Consider the following 12,728-nt stretch of genomic DNA (forward strand, 5'->3'; position numbering starts at 1 on the left):
CAAGCCTGTATCAATAAATCGCTTTAATGAGGCGCAGCAACACTCTAGGGAAGAACTCGTCATGCCTCTGGATCAGGCTCTTTAATGAGGATTGTTTTGATGCTTCTCGGAAAATCACTGCATGAGCGCCAGCTCAACGGGACGAACGCGACACACCTTTGCTCCCAGGCTGCGGCCAACCAGGCCGTTGGCCAAGCCGGTAAGACACTTGACCCGCATCGAGTGCGCGAACTGACGGTTATTGGAAAAGGCAGCAGCGCGGCCTTTGTGGCCAATGAGTTAAACCGCCGCTTCAGTGCCGACTCGCAAAACCTGCCACTGCTGGGCAAAGTCAGCATTATCGGCAAGCAAGAGCCCTGGTCTGCCGAGGTACGCGGGCGCGGCTATGTCAATCACCAGCATGAGATCATCGGCCAGTGGGGTCAGCATGTACCGGCCCATGACTCTCGCTATGCGGATCGCGAAGATTTTGCGGCCGGGAACCAGCACCAGTTTCAACAGGTACAGACACTGGGCGCCGAACTTCTGCCCGCCGAAGTCAGCGCCATCACTCGGCTGAAAAACGGCAGCTATCAAATCCGCCTGGATAACGGTCAGACGCTCGAAAGCCGACAGGTTGTGTTGGGGACAGGGGCCGGGCCCCACACCAGCCTCTGGGACACCGGCGGTATGCAAACATCAGCAGAAAAGCGGCTGGATAACATCCGCCTTCATCAACAGGAAGCTTTGCACGGAAAAGTAATGGACCTGGATGAGTTCATGCGTGCCACCGATAAAAACCCCGAGGCGTTCGCGGGCAAGACCGTTGTCATCCATGGCCCCAACGCCGGTATCGATGCAGTCGAGCGAGCTGGTGAACTGGGAGCGGATGTCAGTTGGTTTATTCGCAGCACCAAACCGTTTTTTCTGGATGGGCATCAATTGCAATTTGCCCCCGAGGCGGCACAAAACGCTGTGGTTCCCGTCGATAGACTGGACATCTATCCCAGCGCCAGCAACGACGGCCCGGCTTTGCGGCTGCGCTATAGCGCACCCGGTGACAGTCAGGGCAAGGCACCCGTCAAGACCCTGGAAGCGGACTACTATGTGTACGCTTTGGGCCAGGACATCCATAAGCCGGGGAGCGCCGGCGCGGTCCTGGGGGATCTGCTCGGTCAGTTGGAGCCGGTCTATGACTATGACCAGGTTTACAGCGATCAACCTTTCAAGACCGTGCTGGGCCTGCAAAGCCGGGGCAGTAACAGCGACGGCGGCTTGATTATCGTGGGTGCGGCTGTGGCTTCATTGGCCGCTAATGTGCAGCACAGCTACCTGGACCACGCTGCGGAGCGCGTTATCCAGCAACTGGAAAAGCTGCCAGGCCAGCCTGGCGAGCAACTGGCGCGCATGCTGCTGCAGGACGCCAGTGCTGAAGACATCAACAAGCACATGCAGAGTTGGACAGTCGACAATGCGCAGGTCCCGGTCAAGCAAGTTCTGCAGCACCAAGTAAACGATTTTTTGGCGGCTCGTGACTATTTCCAGCAACAACAAACAGAAAAAAGGGGACCACGCGGTGTTACTGCCGAAGTGGAAAACCAGACGTTGAACCAGGTCATGTCAGTCGCGGTGTCTCCGCAACTGGGAACCGTCAAATCCTCCATTGCCGCACTCGCAGGAATGATGCCAGCACATGTGACCAATGGTGAAAACAACTTCACGGCAGACGACCGTACCATGTTGCGAGCCGGCATTGCCGACCGTTACCCAAATATCGGTAATACCCAGGCCCAGCGGTTCATTGATGACGTCATTGATATACGACACATGCCAAGCAAGGATTTTCTCGGCTCGGCGAGCGGCGAGGATTCCTCCCGCAAGCCACCACACATACCGGGGCACGGAGTACCGGCTTCAGTCAGGTCGGCCTATGAGGCGCATCTGCAAGGGCTCGAAAACGGGCGCCAAGACAACACTCCATTACGTCGCTACTGGGAAACCACTTGACAGGTCTCACCGGCAACGTGCGACCGCAGAGTTTGAGGTTATTACCCATAGCGCCAGAAAATTTGTGACGGGGGAAAGTCTTACAAATAGAAAGAGATTTTCCGTCTTACGTTAGCGAACAGTACCGCAATCAGAATGGACGTTTAACACGCGCAGTTCGCGAGTGTTCCGACAAACAGCTGAGGCGGATTGAGGCTAAATATCGTTGCTATCAAAACACCTGAAATTTTCCGTAACGGAGATATTATGCCCATTGATTCCAATCGCTACTCCAACACCGATAACTACTCCAGTCGTTACGCCACCAAACACCAGGATATCGCTCCCGAAACCCGTAGTTCGCAAGGATCCAGCTGGAGCCAACCGTCAAGCAGTAGTAGTTCACACGGATCCAGTTGGAGCCAGCCGTCAAGCAGCAGTAGTTCGTCTGCCGCGCTTTACGACAAGAAACCCCTATCAAGTATGAGCTCATCCCAGCGTCAAGAATTAGAGCAGATGAGGAAAGCAAAGGACACCCTTGAAAAACTGCCAAACGAATTTCCAATTCGAAGCCTCAACCAACATGACTATCAGCGACCTATCAGCTTGTTGGAACAAAGAATCAACAAGTTAGAGAACGGCTCCAACAGCAAGAACCCGATTACCCGACTCAACAATTACCAAGAGCGCAAGAAAGAAGAAAAGGAGTTAAATAAGGAGATGGGCGCCTTGTACAAAAAAGCCAGGGACGTTCAGCTCAACGGTACCAATCCTACCGACAAGAACCGTGCCTCGAACGTTACCGATACGCTAACCAGCATGGGCAGGGATCAGTCCTGGTTCCAGGCCGTCCGTAAAGAAAACCGCTCGAACAAGTAACGGCCAATATCAACGGGTACTGACTTCAATACTGAAGTCAGTACCTCGAACACCAGTGGTAGAAAGGTGCTGGCGGCACTGATTGCTCTTGATCACGCCAGCCTGCTCTATTCGTTATCCAGGCCTTTGCGCCGATACGGAAATACATCAATCACCTTCCCTGCGCGGATCGCCTCTTGCAGGCCCTTCCAATAGTCGGCGTTGTACAACTCGCCATGCAATTCATTGAACAAGCGCCTTTGCGCCGCGTCGGCAAACAGGAACGGCGGGAACTCTTCGGGGAACACATCCAATGGACCGATGGAATACCACGGCTCAGAAGCCATCTCATCTTCCGGTGTGCGCGGCGCAGGGATGTGACGGAAGTTGGCTTCAGTCAAGAAGCAGATTTCATCGTAGTCATAGAACACCACGCGCCCGTGACGGGTAACGCCAAAGTTCTTCAGCAGCATGTCACCTGGAAAGATATTGGCCGCAGCCAGTTGCTTGATCGCCAGGCCGTAATCCTCCAGCGCTTCACGCACCTGGGCCTCGTTGGCGTTTTCCAGATAGAGATTGAGCGGGGTCATGCGGCGCTCGGTCCAGCAGTGGCGGATCAGCACGGTATCGCCTTCCACTTCAACGGTACCGGCGGCCACTTCGAGCAATTCAGCCAGGCATTCGGGCTCGAACTTGCTCAAGGGGAAGCGGAAGTCCGCAAACTCCTGGGTATCAGCCATGCGCCCGACCCGGTCGACACTTTTCACCAGGCGGTACTTCTCGATCACCGTGGCGCGATTGACGTTTTTCGAGGGTGAAAAACGGTCCTTGATGATTTTGAATACCGTGTTGAAGCCCGGCAGGGTAAACACGCTCATGACCATGCCACGAACGCCAGGAGCCATGATGAACTGGTCGTCGGTGGTTGCCAGGTGGTTGATCAGGGCTCGATAGAATTCGGACTTACCGTGCTTGTAGAAACCAATCGATGTGTACAACTCGGCGATGTGCTTGCCCGGCAGGATGCGCTTGAGAAACCCGATGAACTCCGCCGGGACCGGTACGTCCACCATGAAGTAGGTACGGGTGAACGAAAAGATGATCGACACATCGGCTTCGTCGGTAATCAGGGCATCGATCTGGATGCCGCGCCCTTCGCGGTGCAGCAATGGAATCACCAGCGGCCATTGCTCATCCTGGGTATAGAGTCGGCCCACAAGGTAGGCACCCTTGTTGCGGTAGAGCACCGAGGAAAACAGCTCGACATTCAAGTCAGGGTCCTTGCACACCCAATCCGGCAGGCTCTCGCGCAACTGCGCCTCGAGCCTGAGTAGGTCAGCGGACAAATCAGCGTAGGGTTCGCTGAAACTGAAATCGGTAAATATCTGCTCCAACATGCCCGCCAGCTTGCCCTGGGGTTTGTAGGTACGGGTTTGTGCCGCGCGGGCACGGCGCAGGCTTGGGCGCGTGGTGTGGATGAACATGCAGCCGTCGCTGATCAAGTCGTGGCTGAACAAACCGCAAAAAATCGAGTTGTACCATGTCTCGGACAGCTCATCGTCAAACCGCAGGTCGATCAGGCTGATGTAGGCGCTTTTCACCAGTGGCCAGGATTGAATGTCCAGCAGGGCCTTATCGTCGAAGGCTGCGCGTAAACGCGTGGTGACTTCACAGACCTTCTCCTCATACAGATTGATACGTGCCGCAGAGGCCACTTGCGCCTGTTGCCATTGGGCCTTTTCGAAGCGCTCGCGGGCGCCATCGGTGATCTGGCGGAAATGCTCGCGGTAATCGTCAAAGCCATCGAGAATCATCCTGGCGATGGGTTGCGCGGTGTCGATGGCAGGCGTTTGCTGCGGCATATCGGAAACCTCTGCGAGCATTCGGGAGACCTGAGCTTAGCCAGAGTCTGGAAGCAGGAGAAGTGCATTTTTTACGCAGTACCTGGCGGTAGGCCTCAATAGGTTGCCGATCCACTTTATCCCATGGATATTGCGTTAAAGATTGTCTCAGACAAGTTGCTAAGCAACACTCTCGCCCTCGTTTAAAGGAGTTATCCGTGAGACCTGTCGACACTGTGTACCTGTTGGTACTGGCCGCTATCTGGGGCGCGAGTTTTCTATTCATGCGAATCATCGCGCCGCAAATCGGCACGCTGCCCACGGCGTTCTTCAGGGTGTCGATTGCCGCCGCCGGGCTACTGGTGATCCTGGCCATGATGCGCGTGCGCTGGGACTTTCAAGGTAAGTTCAAGATCGTTTTGCTGCTGGGCGTCATCAACTCGGGGATTCCTGCCACCATGTACTCGGTCGCAGCCCAGGTGCTGCCAGCAGGTTACTCGGCGATCTTCAATGCCACTACTCCCTTGATGGGCGTGTTGATTGGCGGGCTGTTCTTCCATGAGCGGCTGACTGCCTCGAAGATAGCCGGCGTGTGCCTGGGTCTGTTTGGCGTGGGGATCCTGACCCGAGCCGGGCCGGTGGCATTCGACCTGGAACTGCTGATGGGCGCCCTCGCCTGTTTGCTGGCGACCACCTGCTACGGTTTTGCCGGGTTTCTCGCCAGGCGCTGGCTCGACCAGCAAGGTGGGCTCGACAGCCGTCTTTCCGCGCTGGGCAGCATGCTGGGCGCCACGTTGTTTCTGTTGCCGTGGTTCGGCTGGAGCGCTATCAGCCAGCCACCCGCCAACTGGGGCGGCTGGGATGTATGGTTATCGTTGCTGGGTTTGGGGCTGTTGTGTACGGCGTTTGCCTACATCTTGTACTTCCGCCTGCTGACATCCATCGGGCCGGTGAAGTCGATGACCGTTACCTTCATGATCCCGCCGTTTGGCGTGTTGTGGGGCGCATTGCTGCTGGATGAACCGCTGTCCATGGCGCATCTATACGGCGGGATGTTGATTGCGGGGGCCTTGTGGTTGGTACTACGACCGGGAAAACTGGTGAAAGCCCTGTAGGAGGAAACTCCCACAGGGCACTGGCCTACCGGTTTTTACGGAATACGAACATCAGACCGATAATGATCAACCCCATCCCCGCCACGCTCAGCATGGCCAGGCGGTTGCCGAAGATCAGATAGTCCATCACGGCGGTCACCGCTGGTACCAGATAAAACAGACTGGTCACATTCACCAGGTTGCCCCTGGCGATCAGTCGATACAGCAGCAGCGTCGCCAGCAGCGATACCACTAGCCCCATCCACAAGACCGGCAGATAAAAGCCAGCGCTGTGCTCGAAATGAAACGGCTGGAACGGCACGAACACCAAGCACAACAACAACCCCGCCAGATACTGCACTGGCAGTGTGCCCAATGGGTTTTCGGTGACACGTTTTTGCATGATCGAGCCCAGAGTCATGCTTGTCAGCGCTAACAAGCCGAAAAGCATCCCGGCCAGTGACATGCCCGACAAACCGATGCCCTGATAAACGACCATGATCAAGCCCGCCAGCCCCAGCACCAGGCCGAACATCCGGCTCCAGGATCGCTGACGCTCGACCAGCACCACGGTGAGAATCGGTTGCACGCCCATGATGGTCGCCATGACACCGGGTGTAACTTTCAGGTCCAGCGCCAGCAGATAGAAAATCTGATACGCCCCCAACAGCACCAGGCCCGTAGCGATCGCAAACCACATCGGTTTGCCCGAACGCGGCAACTTGAGTTTCAGGATCGGGATCAATACCACCAGACCTGCCAGGGCAATGGCAAAACGGATCAGCAGAAAGGCAAAGGGCGAAGCATGAGCCAGGCCCAACTTGGAAAAAATCGCCCCGCTACTCCACAGCAAGACAAACAGACTCGTCGAGGCCGCCGCGGCCACGGATTGTTTCGAAAGAACAGACATGGATACCACCTGTAATCAGGCAAAAAGCCGACTCAGCCGAAGCTGAAATTCAGTAGATGTTGTTCAGGCGGGCACAGGAAACCAGCTATCAGCTGATCAGCCCGGAATGCCGACACCCGGCGGTGATACGACTACGTACACCGGCGTGCTACTGACAGGTGGGGGGTACTGACTGATCTGCACAGGCTGCCGACTCGCGCACGGCACGATGCCAGCGTTGACCGCTGAATCGACTACCGCTATGCGCTGGAAAGCTGGCATGGGTTGATCTTTTTTGAGGGGCTGAGACAGGTGTCGTCAAACACCTGTTACGGAATATAACCAGGCCGCGACATGGTTTGCAATGGGTTTGCCAAAAGGCCAGCAAGGGCAGTTAAAACGCTCGAACGAAAGCGCTTAAGCCACGGTACCGTGAGAGACTCGGACATCCTGCAAGCTGCCGGGGAAAGGGTCGATGAAGCGACCGGCGTATTGGCGCGATGCAAATAACTGCACGCAAAAAAAACCGCTCAGCGAGCGGTTTTTTTAGCCAGGTAAACACATCAGCCAAACAGCCAGCGCCACAGCAGCACCAGTACCAGCACCGCCAACACTGGCCGCATGACGCGATAGGCTTTTGGATGCTTGCGCTTCCACTGCTTGACCACGCCGCTGAAACTGTCGCTGAAGCGCTTGCTCCAGGCGTAGGCCTGGTTGATCCCGCCGACGCGCTCGTCATCCAGATTCTGTGGCGCGGTGGCGCGGCCCAGTTGAGCGCTGACCCAACGGTTGATACGGGTCATCACCCGGTTGCTCAACGGCCGTTCGATATCACAAAACAGAATCACCCGGGTTTTCTCGGTTTCGTTTTTCACCCAGTGCACATAGGTCTCATCGAACATTACATCTTCGCCATCACGCCAGGCGTAGATCTGCCCGTCGACAAAGATCCGGCAATCATCAGAGTTTGGGGTCGACAAGCCCAAGTGGTAGCGCAGGGAGCCGGCAAAGGGGTCGCGATGCGGGTTGAGATGACTGCCACCGGGCAACAGCGCAAACATTGCGCCCTTGACGTTGGGGATGCTACTGACCAGAGCTACGGTTTTGGGGCAGAGCAGTTCAGCCGATGGCAACGGTTTGTCGTACCACTTGAGGTAAAAACGCTTCCAGCCTTTTTTGAAGAACGAACCAAAACCGGCATCGTTGTTCTTCTCGGCGGCACGGATGTAGCCCTCGTCGAACAAGTGCATGGCCTCGTCGCGGATCGTCTCCCAATTGTCCTTGAGCACATCCAGTTCCGGAAACTTGCTGCGATCCAGATAGGGCTTTGAAGGCACTCCGGAGAAGAGATACATCAACGCGTTGTACGGCGCGAACAGCGCCGAGTGGTTGACGAATTGGCGCAACACCGGCAAGCGGGCCTTGCCGCGCAAATGCACGTAAAGTGTGCTGCCGATAAACAGCAGCAACACCGACAGCTTGGCGGCCAAAGAAAAGCTCATGCAACAACTCCTGAAAATGGGTGTCTGGGACAGCAGCCTCTCGCCAGCGGGAAACCAGACATAGCAGGCGGCCATCATAAACACTCATGGCCCTGGGAAAAACCCACGCCATCCAACAATCAGTTTTAAACAGGCGCGAGCAAAGGCCAATTATGCATAAGGCGCCTACCTGCGCGCTGATTTGGGTCAAGCCTGGTTTTCCTGGTCGGTAAACAAATCGCTGAACAACATGCTCGACAAATAGCGTTCACCGGAGTCTGGCAGCACCACGACGATGGTCTTGCCCTGCATCTCCGGTTTTTCTGCCAGGCGCACCGCCACGGCCATCGCCGCGCCGCAGGAAATACCACAAAGGATGCCCTCCTCCTGCATCAGACGCAGGGCCATGGCCTTGGATTCCTCATCGCTGACCAACTCAACCCAATCCACCATCGACAAGTCGAGGTTCTTCGGCACAAAGCCGGCGCCGATCCCCTGGATCTTGTGGGGGCTGGGTTTGACTTCTTCATTGGCCAACGTTTGAGTGATCACCGGTGACGTAATGGGCTCCACCGCCACTGAGAGAATCGGTTTGCCCGCGGTGTTTTTGATGTAGCGCGACACGCCCGTCAGGGTACCACCGGTGCCGACACCGGCCACCAGCACATCCACGGCACCATCGGTGTCGTTCCAGATTTCCGGTCCGGTGGTTTTTTCGTGGATCGCCGGGTTGGCCGGGTTTTCGAATTGCGCTGGCATGAAGTACTTGGCCGGGTCGCTGGCGAGGATTTCCCCAGCCTTTTCGATAGCGCCCTTCATGCCCTTGGCCGGTTCGGTCAGCACCAGCTCCGCTCCCAAGGCCTTGAGAACCTTGCGCCGCTCCAGGCTCATGGAGGCAGGCATGGTCAGCAGCAACCGGTAGCCACGGGCCGCGGCAACAAACGCCAGGCCGATACCGGTGTTGCCGGAAGTCGGCTCGACAATGGTCATGCCGGGCTTGAGTTTACCGCTGCTTTCAGCATCCCAGATCATGCTCGCGCCAATCCGGCACTTCACCGAATACCCTGGGTTACGTCCTTCGATCTTGGCCAGAATGGTCACGCCCCGCGGCGCGATACGGTTGATCTGGACCAGAGGGGTGTTACCGATGGAGTGCGCGTTGTCTGCAAAAATGCGGCTCATGGCGGGATCCTCAAGACGGCGTTCAAGAAGGCAACAAGGTTATGCCTCGTGCCTCGAGGCGTCCAGTGACTGGAACGTTGGGCCAACCTCAATAGTCAATCGCCTACACGCCGGGAGAAAAATCTTATGAAACGTCGCTACAGTTGGCCGCTATGGACCGTCGTAGGGCTGGTGCTTTTGCTCGTCGTACTTAACATCGCCCTGCCCTATCTGGTGCGCGATTACTTGAATGAAAAACTTGCCGTGATGGGCGACTACCGGGGCCAGATCACTGATGTAGACCTGGCCTTGTGGCGCGGTGCGTACCGGATCAACGGCCTGCAGATCGTCAAGATCCACGGCAAGGTACCGGTGCCATTCGTCAATGCTCCAGTGATCGACCTGGCGGTGAGTTGGCATTCGTTGTGGTACGACCACGCGGTCGTGGCAGAAGTCCAATTCATCAAGCCTGAACTGAACTTCGTCGATGGGGGAAAAAACAAGCAGGCCACCCAGACAGGTCGCGGCACCGATTGGCGTGAGCAGTTGGCCAAGCTATTGCCCATTACCCTCAACGAAGTGCGGATCAAGGACGGAAAAATCGCTTTCCATAACTTCAGTTCCAAACCTGCGGTAAACCTCAGCGCCACCGAGGTCAACGCCAGCCTCTATAACCTGACGAACGTGGTGGATGTCGAAGGCAACCGGGATGCCCGTTTTGAAGGCAAGGCCTTGTTACTGGGACACGCACCGCTGGAAGCCAACGCCACGTTCGATCCCTTGAGCGATTTTGAAGACTTCGAATTCCGTTTTCGCGCCCGCGATATCCAGCTCAAGCGCATGAACGACTTTGCTTCGGCCTACGGCAAATTCGACTTCAAGGCTGGCAGCGGTGATGTGGTCGTCGAAGCACAGGCCGAGAAGGCCCAACTGAGCGGTTACATCAAGCCATTGCTGCGCGGTGTCGAGGTATTCGACTGGCAGCAGGACGTGGAGGACAAGGACAAGGGGATTTTCCGTTCGATCTGGGAAGCTGTGGTCGGCGCCAGTGAAACGCTGCTGAAAAACCAGAGCAAAAACCAGTTCGCCACCCGAGTGGAGTTGAGCGGCAGCGTACATCAACAAGATATCAGCGCGTTCCAGGCGTTTTTGCAGATTTTACGCAATGGCTTCATCCAGGCCTTCAATGCACGCTATGAGCAGCCCAAGCCAGGTTCGCAGTGAACCGCGCGTGACTGCTCATTCAGAGACTGAATAACCCGTCTGCGTTCACAGTCGCCGGGGCCCCGCGGTATAGTCGCAGCCATTGAATACTTGGCTGGCCGGCCCGCAGCCGTTCGGCGTCACGTTCGAGGATTGATAGATGAAGTTCGAAGGCACCCAGGCCTACGTTGCCACCGATGACCTGAAGCTGGCCGTCAACGCCGCCATTACGCTGGAGCGCCCGTTGCTGGTCAAGGGTGAACCGGGCACCGGCAAGACGATGCTCGCCGAGCAATTGGCCGATTCCTTCGGGGCAAAACTGATCACCTGGCACATCAAGTCCACCACCAAGGCGCATCAGGGCCTCTACGAATACGATGCGGTCAGCCGCCTGCGAGATTCGCAACTGGGCGTGGACAAGGTCCACGATGTGCGCAATTACCTGAAAAAAGGCAAGCTCTGGGAAGCTTTCGAATCCGAGGAGCGGGTAATTCTACTGATCGATGAAATCGACAAGGCCGATATCGAGTTTCCCAACGACCTGTTGCAAGAACTCGACAAGATGGAGTTCTACGTCTACGAAATCGACGAGACCATCAAGGCCAAAAAGCGCCCGATCATCATCATTACCTCCAACAACGAGAAAGAGCTGCCGGACGCATTCCTGCGTCGCTGCTTCTTCCATTACATCGCATTTCCCGACCGCACCACCCTGCAAAAAATCGTCGATGTGCATTACCCGGACATCAAGAAAGACCTGGTCAGCGAAGCGCTCGACGTATTCTTCGACGTGCGCAAGGTGCCCGGCCTGAAGAAAAAGCCGTCGACTTCCGAACTGGTGGACTGGCTCAAGCTGTTGATGGCCGACAACATCGGCGAAGCCGTATTGCGCGAGCGTGATCCGACCAAGGCCATCCCTCCCCTGGCCGGCGCCCTGGTGAAGAACGAGCAAGATGTGCAACTGCTTGAACGCCTCGCGTTCATGAGCCGTCGCGGCACTCGATAAGGGCTTTTGCCATGCTGCTCAACCTGTTCAATGAAATGCGTGCAGCCAAGGTGCCGGTGTCGGTGCGCGAGCTGCTGGACCTGATCAATGCCCTGAAACAACGGGTGACCTTCGCCGACATGGATGAGTTTTACTACTTGTCCCGGGCAATTCTGGTGAAGGACGAGCGCCATTTCGACAAGTTCGACCGGGCATTCGGTGCCTATTTCAATGGCCTGGAAAAACTTGACGATCACCTGCAGGCGCTGATTCCCGAGGACTGGTTACGCAAGGAGTTCGAACGCTCGCTGAGCGATGAAGAACGTGCACAGATCCAGTCTCTCGGCGGCCTGGACAAGCTGATAGAAGAATTCAAGAAACGCCTGGAGGAACAAAAGGAACGCCATGCCGGCGGCAACAAGTGGATCGGCACCGGCGGCACCAGCCCGTTCGGCTCCGGCGGTTTCAACCCTGAAGGCATTCGCGTGGGTGATGCCGGCAAGCGCCAGGGCAAGGCGGTCAAGGTCTGGGACCAACGCGAGTACAAGAATCTCGATGATTCGGTGGAGTTGGGCACGCGCAATATCAAGGTAGCCCTGCGCCGCCTGCGCAAGTTTGCGCGCCAGGGTGCGGCCGAAGAGCTGGACATCGACGGCACCATCGACCACACCGCCCGCGACGCCGGCTTGCTGAATATCCAGATGCGTCCCGAGCGGCGCAACACGGTCAAGCTGCTGTTGCTGTTCGACATCGGCGGCTCGATGGATGCCCATGTGAAGATCTGCGAGGAACTGTTTTCGGCCTGCAAGACCGAATTCAAACACCTGGAGTATTTCTACTTTCACAACTTCATTTATGAGTCGGTGTGGAAGAACAACATGCGTCGCACCTCCGAACGCACCTCGACCCAGGATCTGCTACACAAGTACGGCGCCGACTACAAAGTGATTTTCATCGGTGACGCGGCGATGGCGCCCTACGAAATCACCCAGGCGGGCGGCAGTGTCGAGCACTGGAACGAGGAGCCAGGGTATGTGTGGATGCAGCGGTTCATGGAGAAGTACAAGAAGCTGATCTGGATTAATCCGTACCCGAAAGACACCTGGGGCTACACGTCCTCGACCAATATCGTACGGGACTTGATTGAAGACCAGATGTATCCGCTGACCTTGCGGGGGCTGGAAGAAGGCATGCGCTTTCTCTCCAAATAAATCATCTCCTGCCTGAATGCAGATCTAAAAAATGTGGGAG

General features: G+C 56.5%; 10 protein-coding genes. 6 read left to right on the forward strand and 4 right to left on the reverse strand.

Translation table 11 applies throughout. From position 1 onward, the window contains the following. Positions 1–99: 99 nt before the first annotated feature. Both OQ460_RS17550 and OQ460_RS17555 read left to right on the forward strand, forming a co-directional pair. On the forward strand, positions 100–1,986 hold the full coding sequence (locus OQ460_RS17550) for a restriction endonuclease (RefSeq protein WP_410018660.1): 1,887 nt from the start codon (positions 100–102) through the stop codon (positions 1,984–1,986). 246 nt (positions 1,987–2,232) lie between these two features. Further along, a complete protein-coding gene (locus OQ460_RS17555; RefSeq protein WP_410018661.1) occupies positions 2,233–2,844 on the forward strand; it encodes a hypothetical protein in 612 nt (203 codons plus the stop codon). Positions 2,845–2,951: 107 nt separating this feature from the next. Here OQ460_RS17555 and aceK read toward each other — a convergent pair whose 3' ends face one another. Next, positions 2,952–4,685, reverse strand: coding sequence for a bifunctional isocitrate dehydrogenase kinase/phosphatase (gene aceK / locus OQ460_RS17560; RefSeq protein WP_410022044.1), 1,734 nt, complete (start codon positions 4,683–4,685; stop codon positions 2,952–2,954). A gap of 197 nt (positions 4,686–4,882) precedes the next feature. On the opposite strand from aceK, the gene OQ460_RS17565 reads away from it, so the two are divergent. Then, a complete protein-coding gene (locus OQ460_RS17565) occupies positions 4,883–5,779 on the forward strand; it encodes a DMT family transporter (RefSeq protein ID WP_410018662.1) in 897 nt (298 codons plus the stop codon). Positions 5,780–5,804: 25 nt separating this feature from the next. Here the strand turns inward: OQ460_RS17565 and OQ460_RS17570 are convergent, their stop codons facing one another. The 3 genes from OQ460_RS17570 to cysK all read right to left on the reverse strand — a co-directional run bounded on the left by OQ460_RS17570 (position 5,805) and on the right by cysK (position 9,310). Further along, positions 5,805–6,668 carry a DMT family transporter gene (locus tag OQ460_RS17570; protein ID WP_410018663.1) on the reverse strand — a complete coding sequence of 288 codons (864 nt, stop codon included), beginning with the start codon at positions 6,666–6,668 and terminating at the stop codon, positions 5,805–5,807. A gap of 542 nt (positions 6,669–7,210) precedes the next feature. Beyond that, positions 7,211–8,149, reverse strand: coding sequence for an aspartyl/asparaginyl beta-hydroxylase domain-containing protein (locus OQ460_RS17575; RefSeq protein WP_410018664.1), 939 nt, complete (start codon positions 8,147–8,149; stop codon positions 7,211–7,213). Between the two features lie 186 nt (positions 8,150–8,335). Next, positions 8,336–9,310 carry a cysteine synthase A gene (gene cysK / locus OQ460_RS17580; RefSeq protein WP_410018665.1) on the reverse strand — a complete coding sequence of 325 codons (975 nt, stop codon included), beginning with the start codon at positions 9,308–9,310 and terminating at the stop codon, positions 8,336–8,338. A 126-nt stretch (positions 9,311–9,436) separates the two neighbouring features. Between cysK and OQ460_RS17585 the strand changes: the two genes are divergently transcribed. From OQ460_RS17585 to OQ460_RS17595, 3 genes are all read left to right on the forward strand, one after another. Beyond that, on the forward strand, positions 9,437–10,513 hold the full coding sequence (locus OQ460_RS17585) for a DUF748 domain-containing protein (protein ID WP_410018666.1): 1,077 nt from the start codon (positions 9,437–9,439) through the stop codon (positions 10,511–10,513). A gap of 139 nt (positions 10,514–10,652) precedes the next feature. Then, a complete protein-coding gene (locus OQ460_RS17590) occupies positions 10,653–11,498 on the forward strand; it encodes an AAA family ATPase (RefSeq protein WP_410018667.1) in 846 nt (281 codons plus the stop codon). An 11-nt stretch (positions 11,499–11,509) separates the two neighbouring features. Next, the gene (locus OQ460_RS17595) at positions 11,510–12,688 is read left to right on the forward strand and encodes a vWA domain-containing protein (protein ID WP_029292346.1); all 1,179 of its coding nucleotides are present in this window, start codon (positions 11,510–11,512) and stop codon (positions 12,686–12,688) included. Positions 12,689–12,728 lie beyond the last annotated feature (40 nt).

The organism is Pseudomonas imrae (genome assembly GCF_046352735.2).
Taxonomy (GTDB): domain Bacteria; phylum Pseudomonadota; class Gammaproteobacteria; order Pseudomonadales; family Pseudomonadaceae; genus Aquipseudomonas; species Aquipseudomonas imrae.

Bases quoted from the DNA above. Each gene is read 5' to 3' on its own strand.
- OQ460_RS17550 (WP_410018660.1), top strand. From the start codon at position 100: ATGCTTCTCGGAAAATCACTGCATGAGCGCCAGCTCAACGGGACGAAC.
- OQ460_RS17555 (WP_410018661.1), top strand. From the start codon at position 2,233: ATGCCCATTGATTCCAATCGCTACTCCAACACCGATAACTACTCCAGT.
- aceK (WP_410022044.1), bottom strand. From the start codon at position 4,685: ATGCCGCAGCAAACGCCTGCCATCGACACCGCGCAACCCATCGCCAGG.
- OQ460_RS17570 (WP_410018663.1), bottom strand. From the start codon at position 6,668: ATGTCTGTTCTTTCGAAACAATCCGTGGCCGCGGCGGCCTCGACGAGT.
- OQ460_RS17575 (WP_410018664.1), bottom strand. From the start codon at position 8,149: ATGAGCTTTTCTTTGGCCGCCAAGCTGTCGGTGTTGCTGCTGTTTATC.
- cysK (WP_410018665.1), bottom strand. From the start codon at position 9,310: ATGAGCCGCATTTTTGCAGACAACGCGCACTCCATCGGTAACACCCCT.
- OQ460_RS17585 (WP_410018666.1), top strand. From the start codon at position 9,437: ATGAAACGTCGCTACAGTTGGCCGCTATGGACCGTCGTAGGGCTGGTG.
- OQ460_RS17590 (WP_410018667.1), top strand. From the start codon at position 10,653: ATGAAGTTCGAAGGCACCCAGGCCTACGTTGCCACCGATGACCTGAAG.
- OQ460_RS17595 (WP_029292346.1), top strand. From the start codon at position 11,510: ATGCTGCTCAACCTGTTCAATGAAATGCGTGCAGCCAAGGTGCCGGTG.